Origin of the sequence: Streptomyces sp. NPDC026673 (assembly GCF_040638135.1) — a bacterium.
In the GTDB taxonomy this organism is placed as follows: Bacteria; Actinomycetota; Actinomycetes; order Streptomycetales; family Streptomycetaceae; genus Actinacidiphila.
Genome location: NZ_JBEZXR010000022.1, coordinates 54,313 through 77,176, shown reverse-complemented (window position 1 = coordinate 77,176; position 22,864 = coordinate 54,313). Strand labels below are relative to the sequence as shown.

Here is a 22,864-nt window from a genome sequence, read left to right as displayed (position 1 = left end):
GGAACCTCCAGTGTGGGACGAGGTACGCCTTCCCCAGCGGCCTCATGCCCATAACCGAGCCATCCGGGACAGCAGTGGACATTCTGCACTAATCATAACGAATGAGACAAGATCTGACTTCTGCTCACCTCTTTCGCACCAGGCGTCAGGGAAAAAGCTACCGTGCGGCGTCAGCCGAGGAGTGACGTACTGTCGGGATCAGCGAGAAGTCACCCACTCGTCCGAGGGAGAACGCATGCGCCAGTCGCTCCCGCGCGGGGTCCACGGCGCCCTGATCGCGCTGATCACCCTGCTCACGACGGCACTCGCGGCCGGCTGCTCACTCGCGGGGGACGACCCGGGCAGGACCGAGGCCGGGACGGCCGGGCGCCAGGGTACGGTCAAGCGCCCCGCGCCCGCGTGGGACACCAGGCCCGCCTCGCTGGCCGCACTCGGCGACTCCATCACCCGCGGCTTCGACGCCTGCGGGATCCTGACGGACTGTCCGGACGTGTCGTGGGCGACCGGGAGCCGCCGCTCGGTGGAGAGCATCGCCACCCGGGTGCTGGACCGGCCGGCCGCCCACAGCTGGAACCTGGCGTCCAGCGGCGCCCGGATGCGGGACCTCCCGGCGCAGGCGCAGAAGGCCGTCGACCTGCGGCCGGAGCAGGTGACGATCCTCATGGGCGCCAACGACGCCTGCACCCGCAGCACCGACCTCATGACCCCGGTGGCCGAATACCGAAAGGATTTCTCCACCGCGCTGAGCACCCTCACCCGCGCGCTGCCGAAGACCCAGGTGTTCGTCGCGAGCGTGCCCGACCTGATGCGCCTGTGGGACGTCGGCAGGCAGAACGTGCTGGGCCGGCAGATCTGGAAGCTGGGGCTGTGCCCGTCGATGCTGTCCGACGCCCAGTCGATGAGCACGGCCGCCCGCGAACGGCGGCTGAACGTACGCGAAAGGGTGATGGCGTACAACGACGCGCTGCGGCAGGAGTGCGCGCGCCACGCGCGCTGCCGCTACGACGGCGGCATGGTCTTCGACTACCGGTTCACCCAGAAGGAGCTGAGTCCCTGGGACTGGTTCCATCCCAGCGCCGAGGGACAGGCCAAGCTCGCCGGGCTGGTCTACGCGGCGGCGTTCGGACCCGGCGCCACCGGGTAACCGCCAACTCGGCCTCTCGTTCGGGGTTTCGGACGCGGGCCCGCGCGCGCCGCGGGCGTACGGACTCACTTCGGCAACATCGCCGACACCTGCCCGGCACACCCATTGACACCGCCGGGAGCCCCTAACTACGTTCCCTTCAACATTTCGAACGTGTGACGAAATCTCGAACGAACCTGTAAGAGGCGGCTTCCGTGCGCATCACCGGCATCAGCACTCATGTGGTCGGCACACCCTGGCGGAATCTCACCTATGTGCTCGTCCACACCGACGAGGGACTCACCGGCGTCGGCGAGACCCGCATGCTCGGCCACACCGACGCGCTGCTCGGCTACCTCCGCGAGGCGGAGGCCAATCACATCACCGGTTCCGATCCCTTCGCGGTGGAGGACCTGGTCCGCCGGATGAAGTACGGCGACTACGGCCGGGCCGGCGAGATCGTCATGTCCGGCATCGCGTTGATCGAGATGGCCTGCTGGGACATCAAGGGCAAGGCCCTCGGCGTCCCCGTCTGGCAGCTCCTCGGCGGCAAGGTGAACGAGAAGGTCAAGGCGTACGCGAACGGCTGGTACACCACCGAGCGCACCCCGGAGGCCTACCACAAGGCCGCCCGCGCCGTGGTGGACCGCGGCTACCGCGCGCTGAAGATCGACCCCTTCGGCACCGGCCACTTCGAGCTGGACCACGCGGCCACCACCTACTCCATCTCCCTCATCGAGGCCGTGCGCGACGCGATCGGCCCCGAGACCGAGCTGCTGGTCGAGATGCACGGGCGGTTCAGCCCGGCGACCGCGATCCGCGTCGCGGGCGAGCTGGCGCCCTTCAAGCCGAGCTGGATCGAGGAGCCGGTGCCGCCGGAGAACCTCAAGGCCCTGGCGAAGGTGGCCGCCCACACCGATCTGCCGATCGCGACCGGCGAGCGCATCCACGACCGCTACGAGTTCCGCGAGCTGTTCGAGCTCCAGGCCGCCGACATCATCCAGCCCGACCTGGGGCACATCGGCGGCATCAACGAGGTCCGCAAGCTGGCCGCCACCGCCGAGACCCACTACGTGCTGGTCGCCCCGCACAACGTCGGCGGCTCCGTGCTCACCGCCGCGAGCCTCCAACTCGCCGGGTGCACCCCCAACTTCAAGATCCTCGAGCACTTCAACGACTTCGCGGACTCCGAGATCAAGAAGGTCGTCAAGGGCGCCCCCGTGGTCGGCGAGGACGGGTACTTCACCCTCTCGGACGCGCCGGGCCTCGGTGTCGAGCTCGATGTCGACGCCGCCGCCGAATTCCCCCAGCAGCAGGCCCGCTTCGACCTGTGGGCCGAGGGCTGGGAGCGCCGCAAGCCGAAGGGCTCGAAGTGACCGTCCCGATCCCCCGCGCCGTCGTCCTCGACGGACCCGGCCGGCACCGGATCGCACCGGCCGAGCCGGTCGCGCCCGGACCCGGCGAGGCGCTGGTCCGCGTGCACGCCGCGGGCATCTGCGGCAGCGACCGGGAGATGTACGCCGGCACCCGCCCCGAGGGATACGTCCGCTACCCCGTCACCCCCGGCCACGAGTGGTCCGGCACGGTGGAGGCGGTCGGCGCCGGAGTGACCTCCGCGCTGGTGGGCAGGAAGGTCGTCGGCGAGGGCTTCCGCAACTGCCAGGTCTGCGAGCGCTGCCACGCCGACGAGACGACGCTGTGCAGCGCGCCCTACGAGGAGACCGGCTTCACCCGGCCCGGCGCCATGGCGGACACCCTGACGCTGCCCGCCCGGCTGCTGCACGTCCTGGACGACGCGGCCGACCTGAGCGCCGCCGCGCTCCTGGAGCCGGCCGCGTGCGTGGCGGCGGCCCTGCTCAAGGCCCCGGCCGCGCCGGGCGAGCGGGTCGCGGTCGTGGGCACCGGCACGCTCGGCATGCTCGCGACGCAGTTCCTCGCCGCGGTGTCGCCGGCGGAGCTGCTGGTGGTGGGCACCGGCCGGAACCGGGAGGAGACGGCGGCCGCCTTCGGCGCCACCCGGTTCCGTACCGCGGACGAACTGCCGGACCCGGCCGAGGCGGGGTACGACCTGGTGGTCGAGGCCGCCGGGTCCGCCTCCGCGGCCCGCCTCGCGGCCGGACTGCTGCGCCGCGGCGGCCGGCTGGCCCTGACCGGCATCCCCGCGCCGGGGGCGGAGGGGCTGGACCCCACCGACCTCGTGGTGCGCCAGCTGACCGTGCACACGGTGTTCGGGGCGGCGTCCGCCGCCTGGGCGCACACCGTGCGGGCCTTCGACGCCGGGATCCTGACCCCGGCGCCCCTTGTCACGCACGAACTGCCGCTGGAGGAGTACGCCGACGCGCTCGCCCTGCTGGAGAGCCGGGATCCGAAGGTGGGGAAGGTGTTGCTGCGTCCGTGACCGCTCCGCGCGCGGCGGGCATCGCGGTGTCCGATCCGCGCCCACTCACACCCAATGAACCGAACGTCGTCCGAGATACCGAACGGCGAGAACGAAGGAGCACCGTGTCCGACGCACCCACTCCGAGCCCCGGCACAGCCGGCACCGCCTCCGGCCCCCGCCGCCCGGGCCAGTACGCGCTCGCCCTCCTCGGTCACGGCGCGCCCGCGGACGATCCGGCCGACGCCTCCCCGCACTCCTTCCCCGACGGCGGCACCTGGCGCACCGAGATCCCCTCCGTGGAGGGTCCCGAGGCGCTGGCCACGGTGCTGGAGGAGGCCGAGCGGCTGGAGGTGCCGGTCCACCGGATCAGCCAGGGCAGCGGCATCTGGATGCTGACGGACGCGGAGATCACCGAGATGGTGACCGCCTGCGCCGAACGGAACGTCGAGCTCTGCCTGTTCACCGGTCCTCGCGGCACCTGGGACATCGGCGCCGCCACCCGCACCGACTCCGGCGGCGGGGGCCTGCGCGCCCGCGGCCACGACCAGGTGGCCGGCTGCGTCGAGGACGCGTTGCGCGCGGCCGCCCTGGGCGTGCGCTGCCTGCTCGTCGCCGACGAGGGCGTGCTGTGGCTGCTGCACCAACTGCGCGAGCAGGGCCTGCTGCCGGCCGACACCACCTTCAAGGTCTCCGCACTGGTCGGCCCGGTCAACCCGGCGGCCTTCGCGGTGTGGGAGCGCCTCGGCGCCGACTCCGTGAACATCCCCTCCGACCTGACCCTGCAGCAGATCACCGAGATCCGCCGGGTCAGCCGGGCGCCGATGGACTTCTACATCGAGGCCCCCGACGACCTCGGCGGCTTCGTCCGGCTCTACGACGCGGCGGAGCTGATCCGCCGCGGCGCGCCGATCTACCTCAAGTTCGGACTGAGCAAGGCCCCCGGCATCTACCCGTACGGACGACAGTTGCGGGAGGTCGCCCTGGCGACCGCCCGCGAGCGGGTCCGCCGCGGCCGCCTCGTGCTCGATCTGCTCTCCCGGCTGGGCGCGGACGGCGGGCACTCCCCGCTGGGCGCGCGGCTGCCGGGCCCGCTCCACCGCTTCCCCCTCGACATCGCGACCGACCCGGACCAGGCAACCGACCCCCGCCTGGCCGCCGAAAGGATCTGATCAGCCATGCGCATCGCCAGAGCCGCACATCTGCGCACCACCGCCGCGCTGATAGCCACCCTCGCCCTCGGGGCCACCGCGACCGCCTGCGGGCAGAGCGACAACACCGGCGGCGGCGGCGACAAGGACGGTGGGAAGGGCGGCACCATCGGCATCGCCATGCCCACCAAGTCGTCGGAGCGCTGGATCGCCGACGGCGACAACATGGTCAAGCAGTTCCAGGCCCAGGGCTACAAGACCGACCTGCAGTACGGCGACGACAAGGTCGAGAACCAGGTCGCCCAGATCCAGAACATGATCACCAAGGGCGACAAGCTGCTGGTCGTCGCCGCCATCGACGGCTCGGCCCTCAGCGACGTGCTGCAGCAGGCCCACGACGCCGGCATCAAGGTGATCTCCTACGACCGCCTCATCCTGGGCTCGGGGAACGTCGACTACTACGCCACCTTCGACAACTACAAGGTCGGCCAGCTCCAGGCCGGTTACATCCTCGACAAGCTGGGCCTGAAGGACGGCAGCAAGAAGGGCCCCTTCAACATCGAGCTCTTCGCCGGCTCGCCCGACGACAACAACACCAAGTACTTCTTCAACGGCGCGATGGACACCCTCAAGCCGTACATCGACAAGAAGCAGCTGGTGGTCAAGAGCGGCCAGACCCAGCTCAACCAGGTCACCACCCTGCGCTGGGACGGCGCCACCGCCCAGGCCCGCATGGACGACCTGCTCAGCAAGTCGTACACCTCCGCCGACGTGGACGCGGTGCTCTCCCCGTACGACGGCATCTCGCGCGGCATCATCTCGGCGCTGAAGAGCGTCAGCTACGGGACCGCCAAGAAGCCGCTGCCGATCGTCACCGGCCAGGACGCCGAGGTCGCCTCGATCAAGTCGATCATCGCCGGCGAGCAGGCGCAGACCGTGTACAAGGACACCCGCGAACTCGCCAAGGTCGCCGTCCAGATGGGCAACGCGATCCTGACCGGCGGCAAGCCCGAGATCAACGACACCAAGACCTACGACAACGGCACCAAGGTCGTCCCGACCTACCTGCTGCCGCCGGTGAGCGTCGACAAGTCCAACTACAAGGAGATCGTCGTCGACTCGGGCTACATCAAGGAGTCCGAGCTCCAGTAGCACCGGAGACCGGACCCCGTACCCCCGAACCGTCGATGATCCATCGCTTTTCCACAGCCTGAGGAGAACGGAAAGCAGGAATGGCCGGACCCGTCCTCGAAATGCGCTCCATCACCAAGACCTTCCCAGGGGTCAAGGCGCTCTCCGACGTCACCCTGACAGTCGCCGAGGGCGAGGTCCACGCCATCTGCGGTGAGAACGGTGCGGGCAAGTCGACCCTGATGAAGGTGCTCAGCGGGGTCTATCCGCACGGCAGTTACGAAGGAGAGATCCTCTTCCAGGGCGAGCCCTGCGCGTTCCGCGACATCCGCGCGAGCGAGCAGCGCGGCATCGTGATCATCCACCAGGAGCTCGCCCTGGTGCCCTATCTGTCCATCGCCGAGAACATCTTCCTCGGCAACGAGCACTCCACCCGCGGTGTCATCAGCTGGAACGAGACGCTGCGGCACGCGAGCCGGCTGCTCAAGCGGGTCGGGCTCACCGACGGCCCGACCACTCGCGTGGCGGACATCGGCGTCGGCAAGCAGCAGCTCGTCGAGATCGCCAAGGCGCTGTCCAAGGAGGTCAAGCTCCTCATCCTGGACGAGCCGACCGCCGCCCTCAACGACGAGGACAGCCGCAAACTCCTGGAGCTGATCATGGAGTTCAAGGAGCACGGCATCTCCTGCATCATCATCTCGCACAAGCTCAACGAGATCGCCCGGGTCGCCGACTCCATCACGATCCTGCGGGACGGCCGGACCATCGAGACGCTCGACATGAAGGCCACCGGCGAGGACGGCCGCCCGGCCGTCACCGAGGAGCGGATCATCCGCGGCATGGTCGGCCGCGACCTCGACCACCGCTTCCCCGAGCGGGAGCCGGAGATCGGCGAGGTCGCCTTCGCCGTCGAGGACTGGACCGTGCACCACCCGATCGACCAGCAGCGCAAGGTCGTCGACGGGGTCTCCCTGAACGTCCGGCGCGGCGAGATCGTCGGCATCGCGGGGCTGATGGGCGCCGGCCGCACCGAACTGGCCATGAGCGTCTTCGGCCGCTCCTACGGCCGCGGCATCAGCGGCCGGGTCTACCTCCACGGCAAGGAGATCCGCACCCGCACGGTCCCCGAGGCGGTGGGCCACGGCATCGCCTACGTCACGGAGGACCGCAAGCACTACGGGCTGAACCTCATCGACGACATCAGCCGAAACATCTCGCTGAGCGCCCTGTCCAAGGTCGCCCGGCGCGGTGTCGTCAACCAGCACGAGGAGGCCCGGGTCGCCGAGTCCTTCCGGTCGACGATGAACATCAAGACCCCGACGGTCTTCGAGACCACGGGCAAGCTGAGCGGCGGCAACCAGCAGAAGGTCGTCCTGAGCAAGTGGATCTTCGCCGGGCCGGAGATCCTCATCCTCGACGAACCCACCCGGGGCATCGACGTCGGGGCCAAGTACGAGATCTACACGGTCATCAACGACCTGGCGGCCCAGGGCAAGGCCGTCGTCTTCATCTCCTCCGAACTGCCGGAGCTGCTCGGCATGTGCGACCGCATCTACACGATGTCGGCGGGCTGGCTGACCGGGGAGATCCCGCGCGAGAGCGCGACGCAGGAAGTGCTGATGCGCCACATGACCATGGACCGAGGTAACTGAGATGGGCAGCCCGGTGAAGACCGACAAGACTCCTCCGCCGCCCGCCGGGGGCGCGGCCGCGACCGCCGAGGGCGGTGGCGCCCTGACCGGTGCCGCCGGCCTCCTGCTGCAGGCGGCACGGCGCAACATGCGCCAGTACGGCATGATCATCGCGCTGGTGCTGATCGCCGCACTGTTCCAGATCTGGTCCGGTGGCATCCTGCTCAAACCGCAGAACGTCACCAACCTCATCGGCCAGAACAGCTACATCCTGATCATGGCCATCGGCATGATGGTCGTGATCATCGCCGGGCACATCGACCTGTCGGTGGGCTCGCTGGCGGCGTTCGTCAGCGCCGCCGCCGCGGTGATGATCGTCCAGAACCACTGGTCGTGGCCGCTGGCCCTGGTCGCCTGCCTGGTGCTGGGCGCGCTCGCCGGCGCCTGGCAGGGCTTCTTCATCGCCTACGCCGGCATGCCCTCGTTCATCGTCACCCTCGCCGGGATGCTGGTCTTCCGCGGGCTCACCCAGATCCTGCTGAAGGGCCAGTCCATCTCGCCCTTCCCGAGTGGCTTCCAGAAGATCGGCAACGGCTTCCTGCCCGAGGTCGGCCCGCACACCAACTACCACAACCTCACGCTGCTCATCGGCCTGGTGGTGATCGCCATCGCGGTCACGCAGGAACTCCGCGACCGGCGCGCCCAGCTCGCGTACGACCTGGACGTGCTGCCCCGCAACCTGTTCCTGCTCAAGCTGCTCGCCATCGTCGCCTGTGTGGTCGCCTTCACCATGACCCTGGCCAGCTACCACGGCGTGCCCATCGTGCTGCTCATCCTCGCCGGGCTGCTCATCGTCTTCGGCTTCGTGATGCGCAACGCGGTGATCGGACGCCATGTGTACGCGCTCGGCGGCAACCAGGCGGCGGCGAAGCTGTCCGGCGTCAAGGACAAGCGGGTCGTCTTCCTGGTCTTCGTGAACATGGGCGTGCTCGCCGCGCTCGCCGGCGTCGTCTACGCGGCCCGGCTCAACGCCGGCGTGCCGCAGGCCGGCATCAACTTCGAGCTCGAGGCCATCGCGGCCGCCTTCATCGGCGGCGCCTCCGCCACCGGCGGCGTCGGCACGGTGCTGGGCGCCATCATCGGCGGCCTGGTGCTCGGGGTGCTCAACAACGGGATGTCGCTCGTCGGCATCGGCACGGACTACCAGCAGGTCATCAAGGGTCTGGTGCTCCTGGCCGCGGTCGGCTTCGACGTCTGGAACAAGCGCAAGGTCGGTTCGTAAAGCAGCTACCTATCGAAGGAGCCGCAAGTGAACAGACGTACATTGATCGCGGGCGCGGCGCTCGGGGCGGTCGCGCCCGCGATCGGCGGGACGAACGCCTGGGCGGCCGGGGAGGCCGCCACGGCGCGGCAGACCGCCGACGCCAGGCACAGGCCCGCGGGCAGGAGCAAGGTGAGCAAGGAACACTTCGGGACCCTGGAGGACGGCACCAAGGTCGACATCTGGACCGTGAGCAACGGCGGGATCACCCTCAAGGTGCTCTCGTACGGCGGCATCGTCCAGACCCTGGAGCTGCCGGACCGGCGCGGCCGCCGCGTCAACGTGTCCCTCGGATTCGACGACATCGCCGACTACGTGGCGAACAGCCCGTACTTCGGCGCGCTGATCGGCCGCTACGGCAACCGCATCGCGGGCGGGAAGTTCACCCTGGACGGGCACACCTACCAGCTGCCCGTCAACGACGGCCCGAACAGCCTGCACGGCGGCGACCGGGGCTTCGACAAGCGCGTGTGGGCGGTCGAGGGCTTCAAGGCGGGCTCCGACGCCGGTCTCGTGCTGCGCTACACCAGCGCGGACGGCGAGATGGGCTATCCGGGCACGCTGAAGGTCAAGGTCGTCTACACCCTGACCGCGGACGCGCGGTGGCGGATCGACTACACCGCCACCACCGACAAGGCGACGGTCGTCAACCTCACCAACCACACGTACTACAACCTGCGCGGCGAAGGCGACGGCGGCATCTACGACCACGAGGTCCAGATCGCCGCCCGCCGCTACACCCCGGTCGGCGCCACCCTCATCCCCACCGGCGAGCTGGCCCCCGTCGCGGGCACCCCGTTCGACTTCCGCGCCCCGAAGACGATCGGCCGCGACATCCGCTCCGCGCACCAGCAGATCCTGTACGGGAAGGGCATCGACCACAACCTCGTGCTCGACAAGGGCCGCACGGCCGCGCCCGAGCACATCGCGACGGTCACCGAGCCCGTGTCCGGCCGGGTCATGCGGATCGCCACCACCGAGCCCGGTGTGCAGTTCTACACGGGCAACTTCCTGACCGGCGCGTTCGCCGGCACCTCGGGCCGGGTGTACCGGCAGGGCGACGGCTTCTGCCTGGAGACCCAGCACTTCCCGGACTCCCCCAACCAGCCGTCGTTCCCGTCGACGGTCCTGCGGCCGGGGCAGACCTACCGTTCCACCACGGTGCACTCCTTCGGCACCCGCTGAGCCGCACCACCCTCCCCGCGGGCGGGGGCGGCCGGGATTCTCACCCGGCCGCCCCCGCCTGTCGACTTCGGGGCCGACTCCGGGTGAACGCCCCCTCGTCCGTACGGGAATGTTCTGGGCCACCGGAATGACTCCGGCGGAGAGTCCGCGCGGAGAGGGTACGCATCCCGTCGATCAAGCCCTGCGGCTTTCGCCTTCGACGAGGGAGTCCCGAATGAGTCCTGACGGCACGTCCCGTTCGCCGCGCAGGTACCGGCGGTACGCACGGCTGGCCGGCGTGGCCGTGCCGCTCGCCGTCGCCGCGGCGGCGGTGTCGGTGCCCGTGCTCGCCACGACCCCCGGTGCCGTGACCCCCGCGGCCGGCACAGCGGCGCCCTGGGACGACCCGCGACCCGCCGGCACACGCAGCGTCGCCGACCACGAGGACGACGACGAGGACGACGAGGGCGGCCGCGACGACAACGGACGTGACGAGGGCGGCCGCGAGGACGGCGGGGACCGCGGGGACCAGCGGGGCGGCCGGGAGACCGACCGGGGGGACGACCGCGAGGGCGGCCGGGACGAGGGCGACGACGAACGCGGGGACGAGCGCCGGGAGCAGCGCCGCGACGACCAGGACGGCGACCGCGAGGAACAGCGCCGCGACGACCGGGGCGAGGACCGCGGGGACGACCGCGGGGACCAGCGCCGCGACGACCAGGACGGCGACCGGGGCGACGGACGCCGGGACAACCGCCGGGACGACCGCGAGGGCGGCCGGGGCGGCGACAACCGGGACGACCGCCGTGACGGACGGGACGGGTCCTGCGTCAGCATCGACTCCGCGATCCGCAAGGGCGACCAGGAGATCTCCGTCGCGGTGTTCGAGGGCCGGACCTACATCGGCGGCCGTTCCCTCCCCCGGGGGCGGTTCGTCTGGCACTCCCTCAGCGACAACCGGGGCTATGTGCGCGGAGTCTGCGGCGCCACGGTGACCACCGTGGGATCCGGCGTGTGGGTCAAGGCCGTCACCAGGGACGGCCGGGTGATCGAGACGCACTGCATGCTGCGCGAGGGCCCCGGCAAGCGGAGCACCTGCGGGGAGTGGAAGTCCCTGGGCAACCGGTTGTTCCGGTCCTCCAGGTGACCCTGGCGCCCGCGCGGGCCGGTGAGGGACCGGTCCGCGCGGGCGCGGCCCGTCAGGAGGCGTCCTGCCAGTACAGCGCCGGGCGCGGCGTGCCGGGCGGCACCGCCGCGAAGGCGGGCGGGACCTCGGCGGTCAGGGCGGCGTAGGGCTCCGGAGCCGGTGCCGGCTGCTGCGGCACCGGCACCGGCTGCGGCTGCGGTTCGGGTCTGACCTCGTAGACCGGCTGGGGCGGGGCCGGGGGCGGCATCACGGGCTGTTCGTAGAGGGGTTGGGGCGGCGGCGGGGCCTGCTGGATCTGCGGGAGCGGCTGCACCGGCGGCGCCGCCTGGATCTGCGGCAACTGCTGCGGCATCGGCTGGGGGGCCTGCTCCTGCACGGGGGCGCTCGGGGCCGCCGGGGCGGGCGCGGGGGCGGCGTACCAGGTACTGCCGTACAGCACCGTGCTCAGACCGGTCAGCAGCCGCTGGACGTCGGCCTGGGGGCGTACCACCAGCCGCATGAAACGGCTGCTGCTGCCCAGCTTGTTGCCGCACTCGCGGACCAGCACCCCGTGCTCGGCCAGCAGTCGGTCGCGCAGGACGGTGCCGTCGACGCCGTCGGGGAGCTTGACGAAGACGAAGTTGCCCTGGGAGGGGTAGACGGTGAGCCCCGGGAGCGCCGCGAGCTGCCAGGTCATCTCCTGGCGGTCGCGGGAGACCAGACGCAGGCTCTGCGCGTACTCCTCGCGGTGGTCCTTGAGCATGAAGACCACGGCCTCGGCGAAGGAGTTGAGGTTCCACTTCGGCAGCATGCGGCGGACCTTCCCGGCCAGCGCCGGGTTGGCGACCAGGTAGCCGAAGCGGATGCCGTGCAGGCCGAAGTTCTTGCCGAGGCTGCGCAGGACGATCACGTTGGGCCGCAGGATGGCCTCGTTGGCGACGCTCGGCCAGGCCTCGGCGTCGGTGAAGTCGAGGAAGGACTCGTCGATGACGACGAGGTCGAGGTCGGCCAGGGCGTCCATGAGCGCGACGACGGCGTGCTTGGGCAGAAAGCCGCCGTCGGGGTTGTTCGGATTGCAGATCACGGCCGTGCGGGAGCCCCGCGCGCGGACGAACGCGACGAAGGCCGCCGGATCGAGCGCGAATCCGGCGGCCTCCGGGAGGAGGAACATGTCGACGCGCTTGCCGGTCTCCATCGGCTGATCGGTCCAGCGGCCGAAGGTGGGTATCGGGATCGCCAGGCTCTCCCGGACGAGGAGGTGGTCGATCCAGGTGATCAGTTCGGTGGAGCCGTTGCCCATGGCCACGGTCTGCGGGTTCAGCCCGAGCAGCGAGCACAGCTCGTTGGTGATGACGTCCGTGCTGCTCGGGTAGTACGTGAGGATGTCCCGCATCGACTCCTGGAGCCTGTCGTACATGGCCGGGCTCGGGAAGTACGGGTTGCACGGGATGCAGAAGTCGACGATGTCGCGCCCTCCCTCGGAGGACGACAGGCCGCCGGCGGCGCGGCGCAACGCGAAGTACGAGGGACTGTGCGCGGTGTTGGCGCGGAACAACTCGGTGGCATTACCGGTGACGCCGACAGCGACGGTCACGGCAGAACCTCCCTCGATCACGGGGGCCGCGCCGCGGCGGCCCGCTTCCCCTTGCCTGCACAACTCTGTCGCACATTCCTCACATCTGGTGCATGTGAGGCGTTTGTGGGACAAGAGGTGCGCGGTTCGGCTATCTTGCGGCCGTCCCGGGTCTCATACGGGCGCGCTCCGGCTTCCGTTCAGCCGCTCCTCGCCTCGTTGCGCGGGACGTCCTCAGCGGCGCGCGCCGGCGCGAACGCGGAGCCGGCGACCGGGCTGGTGGTGCGATCGGTGCCACGGGGGCCGAAGGGGAGCCCGGGGGTGCGCGAACGGCCGCCCGGCAGCCCGGCCGGGCTGCCCAGCCGGGCCGCCCGGCCGGTCGGTCCGGAGCATGCCGCGCCGGACCGCGGCCTCGCGGGGCCGGCAGCCCGGCGCGCCCCGGCTATGCCGGCTTGCGGGCCAGGAAGAAGATGCTCGGCCCGAACCCCACCCGGGCCAGCGGGGACTGCAGCGCCTCCTCGGCGCGCAGCATCGCGGAGTGCGGGACCACCCGCTTCAGCCGCGTGCTGCGCAGATTCGACACGGACAGCCGGCGCTCCACACGCAGTCCCGCGGCCTCCAGTTGCGCGGCGACGGTGCGCGGGTGGTGGTTGACGAACGGGATGCTGTCGCGCTCGCGGTTCTCCGCGGAGCGGATGTCGACCGGGGCCAGCGGCACCCGCCGGCGATGGGCCGCGTAGCGCAGCCGGTTCGCGGCGTGGGCGAGGTTGGCGGTCTCGACGACGGCGGTGCCGCCCGGGCGCAGCACCCGGGTGATCTCCGCCAGCGCCGGCCGCGGGTCGGGGAGGTGGTGCATGACCCGGATCAGCGTGACCAGGTCCACGCTCGCGGAGTGCAGACCGAGGCCGTCCGCGCTCATCAGCCGCATGCTCACCCCGGCGAGCCCCCTGAGGAACTCCTCCGCGTCGTCCAGCTGCCTGCGGCTGGCGTCCACCAGGGTGACCCGGTCGGCGAACTCCCGCAGCACCGGCACGAGCCGGCCGTAGCCGCCGCCGACGTCCGCCGCGTGGCCGAAGTGCCGCCCGTCGAGCAGCCGGCGCACCGCGGCGACCTCGGCGTCGTGTTCGTAGCCCCGGCCCTCCCAGTAGGTGCGGTAGCTCCGCGGGTCGTCGTCGTACTGGTTGGTGCGCTGCGCCATGGCGCGCCTCCCCCTCGCGTGCTCGTCCTCCGGACATAGGTCACGCGACAGGTGCGGAACGGTTCCCTCCGGATCGCTCCGGCCGGCTACGGCTTGCGGAAGCCCAGCGGCCCCACGGGCGTGCCGGATTCCGGTCGCGGCTCCGCGTCCTCCCGCTGCGGCATGAGGGTGCGCGCGAGGAGGGTGGCGCCGGCCACCGCGCCGGGCATCAGCAGGACGGAGACGAGCGGCACCAGGAAGCACAGGATCAGCGGCACGCCGAAGCCGAGAGTCAGTGCCATCCTGCCGCGGAGCAGGCGCATCCGCTCCCGCAGCGGGACGTCGCGGCGCTGGAAGGCCACGCCGCTGAGCTCGAGGGCGAGGAAGTAGCCGGAGACGCAGAACCCGATCGCGGGGACGACGGTCTGGCCCACGACGGGGATGAAGCCCGCGGCGAAGAGCAGGACGCCCCAGGCCGCCACCCGGAGCAGCACGCGCAGGCTGTCCCGGGCGGAGCGCAGCAGATCCCGCCACAGCGGCACGTCGGGGGCGTCGGGCGCACCGCCCTCGGAGTCGTCGACCCGCTCGGCGAGGGACTCGTAGAAGGGCTGGCCGACCAGGAGGGTCACCGCGGTGAAGGAGATCACCGCGAGCAGCAGACCCCCACCGAAGGCGACCGCGGTGAGCAGTCCGCGGAACAGGCCGCGCCAGGGGGATTCCCAGTCGTCGGCGAAGGGCGTGGCCCAGGCGGTCGCGTCGTCGGCCCAGAAGGCGAGGACGACCAGGGCCGCCACATAGCCGACGAGGGTGATCAGCGCGGGCAGCAGCCCGAAGCCGAACCAGCGGCCGTGCCGGAGCACCCAGCGCTGGCCGTCCACGAAGAGCCGTATCCCGACGGCGAGATCTCGCATGCGCGACAGGGTATGCGAACCCGGCGCGTGCGCGGATCCGCGTGCCGCACGGGACCGGTCCGGTACGGGACCGATACGCCCACGGTACGGAACCGGCACGGATCAGACGACGACCTCGCAGTCCGGGGTGCCCGAGGGGTCCGGGTCGAAGAGGCAGACGTCGGAGCCCTCGCCACCGGTGACGGTTCCGGTGCCCGCGATGTCCTCGGCCCGCAGGAACACGACGTCGTCGCCGGGTCCGCCGCTGACGCCGCCGGAGTTCGCGGTGGCGTCGCCGATGAGGTCGACGAGGTCACCGCCGTCGCCCCCGGTGACCTGCCCGGAGTTCTCGCCGTCGATCTCGATCATGTCGGCGCCGCCGCCGCCGTCCACGGTGCCCGCGTTGCCGCCCTTGACGGTGATGACGTCCAGGCCGCCCCTCCCGGCCACCACCACCCCGGCGGGGACGCCGCGGGCGCAGTCGATCTCGTCGAAGCCCTCCGTCCCCGTGATGCTCGCGCCGGTGACCACCCGCCCGTTCACCGTGCAGACGGCGACCGCGGGCGCGGGGAGGAGAAGGACCTCGGGCGCGGGACCCGCGGGCGCGGCACCGACCGGAGCGGCTGCGGGCGCCGGGGCGGGGGGCGGCCCGTCGGCCTTCGCGGACCCGGTCAGCAGCGCGGACGCGCCCGCCAGGACGAGCGCCGCGCCGGTCAGGACCGGACGGGTACGCATTCGTGCCGTCATCGCAGTTCCTCGGAAGGACGTCCGGAGTGGGGCGCGCATGCCACGAGCGTCACGTCGCGGGAGGCGGCCCGCAATCGGGCGGGGGCCGGCCGGGGGACCTCGGGCGGCCCGTAACTGATACTCCGTCACCTCACAGGGCGCGCTCCCGGCACCGGCACCCGAACGCGCGGGCCGACGGGAGCGGAGACGGCCCGCACCCCGGGGAGGGTGTCAGGGACCTCCCCGGGGTGTTTGGGTCAGCCGCCCACGGCCACCGGCACCGTGAGACGGCGGTCGGCGACGCTGCGCGCGACCTCGGCGGTGTACCTACCCGGAAGAGTGCGCCAGCCACCCTCCGAGGCGTCCCAGATCTGCGCGGCGCGACGGCGCAGCGGGATCCGTGCCTGTGTCACGGCGCCGGCGGGGAGTTCGACCGGGAGGAAGCCGGCGAGGACGCGGACCGGGCGCCCGGCCTCCGCGGCGTCGTCCGGGGGAGCCGCCAGATAGACCTGCACGACCTCCCGCCCGGGCCGGTCTCCGGTGTTGCGCAGCCGTACGGTGACCGTGCCCAGGATGTCCGGGCCGCCGTCCGCCAGGTCCTCCGCCGCCGTGAAGTACGCGCCCTCGTAGGCCCAGTCGGTGTAGCCGAGCCCATGGCCGAACGGGTAGGCGGGCCGCGCCCCGGACCGCTCCCAGGCGCGGTAGCCGATGAAGACGCCCTCGTCGTACCGGAGCGTCCCGGCCTGCGGAACGACCTCGCCGACCGGGGCGTCGGCAAGCCGCGCCGGCCAGGTGGTGGGCAGCCGGCCGCCCGGCTCCGCGGCACCGAGGAGCACGTCCGCGAGCGCCGCCCCGGCCTCCTGCCCGGGGAACCAGCCGATCAGCACCGCGGCGACCTCCTCGCGCCACGGCATCTCCACCGGAGAACCGGCGTTCACCACGACCACCGTCCGCGGGTTCACCGCCGCCACCGCGCGCACGAGATCGTCCTGACGGCCCGGCAGGCGGAGGTCCGCACGGTCGAAGCCCTCGCTCTCGACCCGCTCGGTGGTCGCGACGACGACCAGAGCGGCCTCCGCGTCCCGTGCGGCCGCTACCGCCTCCGCGATCAACTCGTCCTCGTCCCGTTCGGGTTCGCCGTGGACGAGGGAGAAGACGACCGCCCTGACCGGCGCGTCCCGGGTCCCGGGGACGAGATGGGTGAGCGAGACCGGGACGGGCACGCCCGCCGTCAGCTCCACCCTGCCGCGCTCGACGGGAGCCCCGAACATCCCCTCGAAGGGGCCGGACTCCGGACCGGCGGTCTGGACGCCGTCGAAGACCACCGCACCGTCCACGACCAGCCGGAAGCCGCCCAGCCCCCGGGTGCCGAAGTGGTGCGGGCCGCTCTCGCGGGGGGTGAAGGTTCCGGTGACCTCGACGGAGTGCAGCGCCTCGTGGGTCACGCCGTCCGGAAGGTCGCCGCCCATCCACTGCACATGGCCGCCGGGCAGCGCACACCTGCCGAGGACCGCGCCCGCGGCGTCCCGGCAGATCGCGCGCAGGGCGAACCCCGCGCCGGCGGGGGCGAGTTCCCCGTTGGGGTCGGCGCCCACCGCGTACGTCAGGGCGGTGCCCTCCGGGAGCGCGGCGCGCAGGCCGTCCAGGGGGGAGACCACCCTGGCGGGGAAGACCTGGGCGGAGCCGCCGCCGAGCACCCGGGCGTCACGCGCGGCCGCGCCGAGAAGCGCCAGCCGGCGCACCGCGGCGGGGTCGAGCGGGAGCACGGGACGACCGTCGAACGGCTCGTTCCGCACCAGCACGAAGGAGCGGCGGGCGATCTCGCGGGCGAGCGCGGGGCCGTCCACGGCGGCGGGGAGCAGTTCGGCGGGCACCGCCGCGGGGGTGCCCGCCAGCAGGCCCACCCTGGCGGCGAGCCGCAGCACGTTGCGCACCGCCGTGTCCACGGCGGACTCCTCGACGCGCCCGTCGCGCACCGCGCGGGCCAGCGCCTCGCCGTAGACGGTGCGCGGGCCGGGCATGGCCACGTCGAGACCGCCGGTGAGGGCGCCGACGGTGTCCCGGGCGGCCGTCCAGTCGGAGACGACGAAGCCGTCGAAACCCCACTCCTCCCGCAGCACCTCGTTCTGGAGGCGGTGGTGCTCGGTCATGGTGGTGCCGTTGACGGAGTTGTAGGCGGCCATGACACCCCAGGGACGGGCGTTCCTGACGATGGCCTCGAAGGGCGCCAGGTAGAGCTCGCGCAGGGCGCGCTCGCCGATCACGTTGTCGACGGTGAAGCGGTCGGTCTCGGCGTCGTTGGCGACGAAGTGCTTGACGGTCGTGCCGACTCCGCCGTCCTGGACGCCCGCGACATAGCCGGTGCCGATCTCACCGGTGAGGTACGGGTCCTCGGAGTACGCCTCGAAGTGCCGTCCGCCCAGCGGTGAGCGGTGCAGGTTGACGGTGGGGGCGAGCAGGACGTGCACACCCTTGCGGCGGGCCTCCTGCGCGAGGAGCCGACCGGTGCGGCGGGCGAGGGCGGGGTCCCAGGTGGCGGCGAGCGCGGTGGGGCTGGGCAGCGCGACCGAGGGGTCGTCCGCCGTCCAGCGCACGCCGCGCACACCGATGGGACCGTCCGACATGACCAGGGAGCCCAGCCCGATCTCGGGCAGGGCGGGCAGCGACCACATGTCCTGCCCGGCGAGCAGCCGCGTCTTCGCGTCGAGGTCGAGCTTGCCCAGCGCGCGCTCCACCGCCTCGTCGAGCGGGGTTCCGGAGATGTCGCTCATGGGGTGGACTCCTTCGTGAGGACCGAACAACCCGTCGCCTGCCGTCCCGGCTGGTGACATCCTCCGACCGGCGCCCTGCTGATCGGTAGGTGCCGTCATCGTTTCGTTATCTCCCTGCCACGCGCGCGGCGCCGGGGGTTAGGCTCACGCTTGTGACCCCCAACGACCGCGGCCGGGGACTCGGCCGCGCGGTCCGCAACGAGGACCGCAAGGCGGAGATCATCCAGGCCGCCCTCGAAGTGATCGCCGAGCGCGGCTACCGGGGCGCTTCGCTGGCCGCCGTCGCAGAGCGGGTCGGCCTCACGCAGCAGGGACTGCTGCACTACTTCCCGACGAAGGAGGCCCTGCTCATCGCGGTGCTGGAGGTCCGCGACCGGTGGGACATGGCCTCGGCGGCGCTGCACGGCACGGCCTGGCCGATGGAGATGGTGGCCAACCTCGTCGAATACAACGCCACCCGGCCGGGCGTCGTCCAGGTCTTCACCGTGCTCGCCGGCGACAGCGTCACCGAGGACCACCCGGCGCGGGAGTACTTCAAGGACCGCTACACCAGGGTGCGCCGGTGGGCCGCCGACTCGCTGCGCAGCGAGTACGGGGAGACGCTGCCCGGCGGTCTCACGCCCGAGCAGGCCGCCCCGCTGCTCGTGGCCGTCATGGACGGCCTGCAGCTGCAGTGGCTGCACGACCCCGAATCGGTCGACATGCCGGCGGTCTTCCGGCACTTCGTCACCCTGCTGACCCCGAAGGCGTGAGGGGCGCGCCCGTGCGGGCGCGCCCCTCGTCCTCGTCGCCGCCGCGAGGCGGTCCGCCCGGCTCCGCCCGGGAAGCCCGCGCGGACCCCGCGGGCTACTCCGGGAGTTCGATCAGCATCTTGCCGACGTTCTCACCGCGGAGCATGCCGAGGAAGGCGTCCACCGCGGTCTCGATGCCCTCGGTCTTTGTCTCGTGGTACTTCAGCTCGCCCGAGCGCACCCACGCCGAGACCTCCTCCACGAACTTCGGCTGGAGGTCGTAGTGGTCGCCGACGAGCAGCCCCTCCATGCGGAAGCGCTTGGCGATGATCTGCGCCAGGTTGCGCGGCGCGGGCGTCGGCTCGGTGGCGTTGTACTGCGAGATCATGCCGCAGACGGCGATACGGCCGTGGAGCCTCATCGCGTCGATGGCGGCTTCGAGGTGCTCGCCGCCGACGTTGTCGAAGTAGACGTCGATGCCGTCGGGCGCGGCCTCCGCCAGCTGCTCGGCCACGGGGCCGTTCTTGTAGTTGAAGGCGGCGTCGAAGCCGAACTCCTCGGTCAGCAGCTTGACCTTCTCGTCCGAGCCGGCACTGCCGATCACCCGGGAGGCACCCTTGAGCCGGGCGATCTGGCCGACCTCGCTGCCCACGGCACCCGCCGCACCGGACACGAACACCGCGTCGCCGGCCTTGAACCCGGCGACGCGCGTCAGACCGGCGTACGCGGTCAGACCGGGCATCCCCAGGACGCCCAGATACGTGGAGAGAGGCGCCAGGCCGGGATCGACCTTGACCGCGGACCCGGCGTCGAGGACCGCGTACTCACGCCAGCCCAACTGGTGGAGGACGTGGTCCCCTTCGGCGAACCCCTCCGCGCCGGAGGCGACGACACGGCCGACCGCGCCCCCGTGCATCGGCTTGTCCAGCGCGTACGGCTCGGCGTACGACTTCCTCGACGACATCCGGCCGCGCATGTAGGGGTCGACCGACACGTACAGGTTGCGCACGAGGATCCGGCCGGGTCCCGGCTCCGCGACCTCGGCCTCGCGCAGCGCGAAGTCCTCGGGCTTCGGCCACCCGTGGGGACGGGAGACCAGATGCCATTCACGGCTCTTCGGCATGGGGGAACGCCTCCAAAGCTTTAGGTTCTTAACTAACCATGAGCCTTGATGTTTGAAGAAGTCAAATAAATCGGCACGGGCGTGTCCCGTCGCACACCGGCACGAGCGGACACCCGGCGCGGCACGGCGAGAACGCCGGCGCGCGACGGCGCGACGGCGCGACGGATCAGGCGTGCGGGATCCAGGCGTACGGGAATCGGGCGTACGGAGATGATCGGGCGTGCGGGAGGACGGGCCCGGGACCCGTCAGGTGCACCACCACAGGAAACGGGTGCAGGTCGGCGTGGGCCGCGGCGTCTGCGTGGGCGGCGGGGGCGCCGAGGTCGTGGGGTCCGGGGCCGAGGTGGTGGGGCCACCGCCGGCGGGCGCCGTGGCCCCGGAGCTGGCGGGGGCTTGACTGGCCGGTCGGGAGTCGGAGGCCGAGGGCGACGGCGACTTCTTGTCGCTCGCCGAGGCGCTGGGCGACGCGGAGGCACTGGCGCTCGCCGACGCCGAAGCGTCGGACGTGGGTTCGGCCGCGCCCGAGGCTTTGGTGCCGGACGAGGAGCTCGCGCTCGGGGAGGCGCCGCCGGTCCCGGTGTGGTCCGAGGCGGCCGACTCCGTACCGGATCCCGTCACATAGCCGGCGAGCGGGAGCTCGGCGACGCTCCAGCCGACGAGCACGATCGCCGCGCCCACCAGGGTGCCGACCAGCAGCCGGGAACGGCGGCGGGTGCGGATACGGCGGGTGCGGGCCCGGCTGCCGGAGCGGCGCGTGGCGCCCTCCTCGGAGCCGCGGGCGGCCGCCTTGCGGCGTTCCGCGCGACCCCCCTCGGAGGCCTCGGTACCGCCGGTCGCGGGCTCCTGCGCGGACGCGTCGGCAGGCCCCTTCACACCGAGCTGGTGAGCGGGCGTTCCGCACCCCGGGCAAGACAGGGCGCCGTTGATGTGCCGTCGGCAGGCTGCGCAGTAGTCCATCGCCCCGGCAGCGTATGTGACGCGACGATACGACGTACATATGAGTCGGCCGTCGATCCCGTGAAACCTCTGTGAAACCCGGGACATGCGGGTTTAGGCCGCCGATCAGCCCCGAATCAACCCCTAATCACCACGGAATCAGCCACCGAACGGCACATCGGGCATCCCCTGCCCGGCTCCCGGCAGCACGAGGAGCGAGCCCGCGAGCGGCTGCGCCGCCAGCTCCCGCCCGTCAAGGCCCGTGGTCGCGGAGGTGATGTAGAGATCCGTCAGCCCCGGACCGCCGAAGGCGCAGGCGGTGGGCCGCCGCACGGGCACCTCGACGATCCGGTCCAGGTCGCCGCGCGGGGTGTAGCGGCGCACGGCCGCCCCGTCCCACAGCGCCACCCAGACGCAGCCGTCGGCGTCCACGGTGAGGCCGTCCGGGAGACCCGCGGACTCCTCGATCACCGCCAACGGCCGCCGCCCGCGCACGAGTCCGGTGTCCCGGTCGACGTCGAAGACGTCGACGCGCCGGGTCGGGCTGTCCACGTAGTACATGAGGGAGCCGTCGGGGCTCCAGTCGGTGCCGTTGCTGACGGTCACGTCGTCCAGCACCGGCAGGACGGTGCCGTCCGGGGCCACCCGGGTCAGGGTGCCGCCGCCGGGCGCCTCGTCGTAGCGCATGGTGCCGGCCCAGAGGGTGCCCGCGGCGTCCACCGCCGCGTCGTTGGCGCGGCGGCCGGGGACGGGATCCCGGTACAGCCAGCGGAAGGCGCCGTCCGCGTCGTACAGCCCCACCCCGTCACGCAGGTTGACCACGATGCCGCCGGCCGCGCGCGGTTTGGCCGCGCCGACGTGCTGCCCGGTCGCCATCACCGATTCACCGCCGCCTGCCGGGTCGTACCAGTGCACCCGGGACGCGAGGATGTCCACCCACAGCAACCGCGCGGCGGCCGGGTCCCAGGTGGGGCCCTCGCCGAGCCGCGCCCCCGCCTTCAGGGCGAGTTCGACCGCGCTCACCGCACGCCGCCACGGTGGCCCAGGCGCTCCGACAGCTCGGCGGCCCCCTTGACGGCCAGTTCCTCCAGCTCGGCCCGGCGCTCCTCGCTCCAGCGGATCATCGGTATCGAGATGCTGAGCGCGGCCACCACCCGTCCCGCCGAGTCGCGGACCGGGGCGGCGACGCAGGAGACGTCCGGGTTGGACTCACGCCGCTCGACGGCGACGCCCCGCTCGCGCACCGCGTCGAGCTGGCGCCGCAGTTCTCCGGTCGTGGTGATGCTGTGCTCGGTCATCGCGGCCAGCGAACCGTCCGCGGGCAGGCGCGCGTCGAGGTCGTCCGGGGACAGCGAGGCGAGCAGCATCTTGCCGACGGAGGTGCAGTGCGCGGGGAGCCGGCGGCCGGCCGCCGACACCATCCGCACCGCGTGCGTGCTGTCCACCTTGGCGATGTAGATGACGTCCGTGCCCTCCAGGATGGCCACGTGCACCGTCTCGTCGCAGGTCTCGGCGACGGACCTGGCCACCTGCTGCCCCTCCGCGGCGAGGTCCAGCTGCTCGGCGTAGCGGCTGCCGAGCTGGTACGTGCGCACGCCGAGCCGGTAGCGGCCGGTCTGACCGGGCTGCGCCACCAGGTAGTTGCGCGCGGCGAGGGTGGTCACCAGCTCGTGCACGGTGGTGCGCGGCAGACCGAGCCTGCGGGTGATCTCCGGCGCGGACATCGTGCCGTCGCCTTCGAGGAAGAGCTCCAGGATGTCCAGGGCTCTGGTCACGGCGGGTACGAGACGTCCCATCTCTGCTCGCTCTCTCCGGCGCCTGTTCGATATTCCGTATAGCGATCGGTATCGCGAACGCAGCGTATCCGTGCCGGGGCGTAACGGGCAATGGCCGCGCAGCACGCCACGCCGATT

At 72.0% G+C, this 22,864-nt stretch carries 19 protein-coding genes; 10 read left to right on the top strand and 9 right to left on the bottom strand.

Annotated elements, in window-relative coordinates:
- Nucleotides 1-235: 235 nt before the first annotated feature.
- The 9 genes from AB0F62_RS17625 to AB0F62_RS17585 all read left to right on the top strand — a co-directional run bounded on the left by AB0F62_RS17625 (nucleotide 236) and on the right by AB0F62_RS17585 (nucleotide 11,045).
- Nucleotides 236-1,144, top strand: coding sequence for an SGNH/GDSL hydrolase family protein (locus AB0F62_RS17625; protein WP_361799018.1), 909 nt, complete (start codon nucleotides 236-238; stop codon nucleotides 1,142-1,144).
- A 194-nt stretch (nucleotides 1,145-1,338) separates the two neighbouring features.
- Nucleotides 1,339-2,499: a mandelate racemase/muconate lactonizing enzyme family protein gene (locus AB0F62_RS17620; RefSeq protein ID WP_361799015.1), complete on the top strand. Its 1,161-nt coding sequence runs from the start codon at nucleotides 1,339-1,341 to the stop codon at nucleotides 2,497-2,499.
- Nucleotides 2,500-2,507: 8 nt separating this feature from the next.
- The gene (locus AB0F62_RS17615) at nucleotides 2,508-3,521 is read left to right on the top strand and encodes an alcohol dehydrogenase catalytic domain-containing protein (RefSeq protein ID WP_361799119.1); all 1,014 of its coding nucleotides are present in this window, start codon (nucleotides 2,508-2,510) and stop codon (nucleotides 3,519-3,521) included.
- A gap of 104 nt (nucleotides 3,522-3,625) precedes the next feature.
- Nucleotides 3,626-4,672: a hypothetical protein gene (locus AB0F62_RS17610; RefSeq protein ID WP_361799012.1), complete on the top strand. Its 1,047-nt coding sequence runs from the start codon at nucleotides 3,626-3,628 to the stop codon at nucleotides 4,670-4,672.
- A 6-nt stretch (nucleotides 4,673-4,678) separates the two neighbouring features.
- The gene (chvE, locus tag AB0F62_RS17605; RefSeq protein WP_361799009.1) at nucleotides 4,679-5,803 is read left to right on the top strand and encodes a multiple monosaccharide ABC transporter substrate-binding protein; all 1,125 of its coding nucleotides are present in this window, start codon (nucleotides 4,679-4,681) and stop codon (nucleotides 5,801-5,803) included.
- An 80-nt stretch (nucleotides 5,804-5,883) separates the two neighbouring features.
- Nucleotides 5,884-7,434: a multiple monosaccharide ABC transporter ATP-binding protein gene (gene mmsA, locus AB0F62_RS17600; protein WP_361799006.1), complete on the top strand. Its 1,551-nt coding sequence runs from the start codon at nucleotides 5,884-5,886 to the stop codon at nucleotides 7,432-7,434.
- 1 nt (nucleotide 7,435) lies between these two features.
- Entirely contained in the window at nucleotides 7,436-8,695 is a 1,260-nt protein-coding gene (gene mmsB / locus AB0F62_RS17595; protein WP_361799003.1) for a multiple monosaccharide ABC transporter permease, read from the top strand.
- Between the two features lie 27 nt (nucleotides 8,696-8,722).
- Complete coding sequence (locus AB0F62_RS17590) at nucleotides 8,723-9,919, top strand: aldose epimerase family protein (RefSeq protein ID WP_361799000.1); 1,197 nt, start codon at nucleotides 8,723-8,725, stop codon at nucleotides 9,917-9,919.
- A gap of 214 nt (nucleotides 9,920-10,133) precedes the next feature.
- On the top strand, nucleotides 10,134-11,045 hold the full coding sequence (locus tag AB0F62_RS17585; protein WP_361798997.1) for a hypothetical protein: 912 nt from the start codon (nucleotides 10,134-10,136) through the stop codon (nucleotides 11,043-11,045).
- A 52-nt stretch (nucleotides 11,046-11,097) separates the two neighbouring features.
- On the opposite strand, the gene AB0F62_RS17580 is transcribed toward AB0F62_RS17585, so the two are convergent.
- The 5 genes from AB0F62_RS17580 to AB0F62_RS17560 form a co-directional block, all read right to left on the bottom strand.
- Nucleotides 11,098-12,618, bottom strand: coding sequence for a histidinol-phosphate transaminase (locus AB0F62_RS17580; protein WP_361798994.1), 1,521 nt, complete (start codon nucleotides 12,616-12,618; stop codon nucleotides 11,098-11,100).
- A gap of 421 nt (nucleotides 12,619-13,039) precedes the next feature.
- Nucleotides 13,040-13,795: a class I SAM-dependent methyltransferase gene (locus AB0F62_RS17575; protein WP_361798991.1), complete on the bottom strand. Its 756-nt coding sequence runs from the start codon at nucleotides 13,793-13,795 to the stop codon at nucleotides 13,040-13,042.
- 86 nt (nucleotides 13,796-13,881) lie between these two features.
- On the bottom strand, nucleotides 13,882-14,685 hold the full coding sequence (locus tag AB0F62_RS17570) for an EI24 domain-containing protein (protein ID WP_361798989.1): 804 nt from the start codon (nucleotides 14,683-14,685) through the stop codon (nucleotides 13,882-13,884).
- Between the two features lie 102 nt (nucleotides 14,686-14,787).
- On the bottom strand, nucleotides 14,788-15,411 hold the full coding sequence (locus tag AB0F62_RS17565; protein ID WP_361798986.1) for a hypothetical protein: 624 nt from the start codon (nucleotides 15,409-15,411) through the stop codon (nucleotides 14,788-14,790).
- A gap of 236 nt (nucleotides 15,412-15,647) precedes the next feature.
- Nucleotides 15,648-18,161, bottom strand: a complete 2,514-nt coding sequence (locus tag AB0F62_RS17560; protein WP_361798983.1) for a glycoside hydrolase family 3 C-terminal domain-containing protein — start codon at nucleotides 18,159-18,161, stop codon at nucleotides 15,648-15,650.
- 152 nt (nucleotides 18,162-18,313) lie between these two features.
- Here AB0F62_RS17560 and AB0F62_RS17555 point away from each other — a divergent pair, with 152 nt between their 5' ends.
- The gene (locus tag AB0F62_RS17555) at nucleotides 18,314-18,913 is read left to right on the top strand and encodes a TetR/AcrR family transcriptional regulator (protein ID WP_361798980.1); all 600 of its coding nucleotides are present in this window, start codon (nucleotides 18,314-18,316) and stop codon (nucleotides 18,911-18,913) included.
- A gap of 94 nt (nucleotides 18,914-19,007) precedes the next feature.
- Here AB0F62_RS17555 and AB0F62_RS17550 read toward each other — a convergent pair whose 3' ends face one another.
- The 4 genes from AB0F62_RS17550 to AB0F62_RS17535 all read right to left on the bottom strand — a co-directional run bounded on the left by AB0F62_RS17550 (nucleotide 19,008) and on the right by AB0F62_RS17535 (nucleotide 22,747).
- Nucleotides 19,008-20,015: an NADP-dependent oxidoreductase gene (locus AB0F62_RS17550; RefSeq protein ID WP_361798977.1), complete on the bottom strand. Its 1,008-nt coding sequence runs from the start codon at nucleotides 20,013-20,015 to the stop codon at nucleotides 19,008-19,010.
- A 246-nt stretch (nucleotides 20,016-20,261) separates the two neighbouring features.
- Entirely contained in the window at nucleotides 20,262-20,888 is a 627-nt protein-coding gene (locus tag AB0F62_RS17545) for a hypothetical protein (protein WP_361798974.1), read from the bottom strand.
- A gap of 222 nt (nucleotides 20,889-21,110) precedes the next feature.
- Nucleotides 21,111-21,974, bottom strand: coding sequence for an SMP-30/gluconolactonase/LRE family protein (locus AB0F62_RS17540; protein WP_361798971.1), 864 nt, complete (start codon nucleotides 21,972-21,974; stop codon nucleotides 21,111-21,113).
- Nucleotides 21,971-22,747, bottom strand: coding sequence for an IclR family transcriptional regulator (locus tag AB0F62_RS17535; protein ID WP_361798968.1), 777 nt, complete (start codon nucleotides 22,745-22,747; stop codon nucleotides 21,971-21,973). The genes AB0F62_RS17540 and AB0F62_RS17535 overlap by 4 nt, the downstream gene beginning before the upstream one ends.
- Nucleotides 22,748-22,864: the final 117 nt, after the last annotated feature.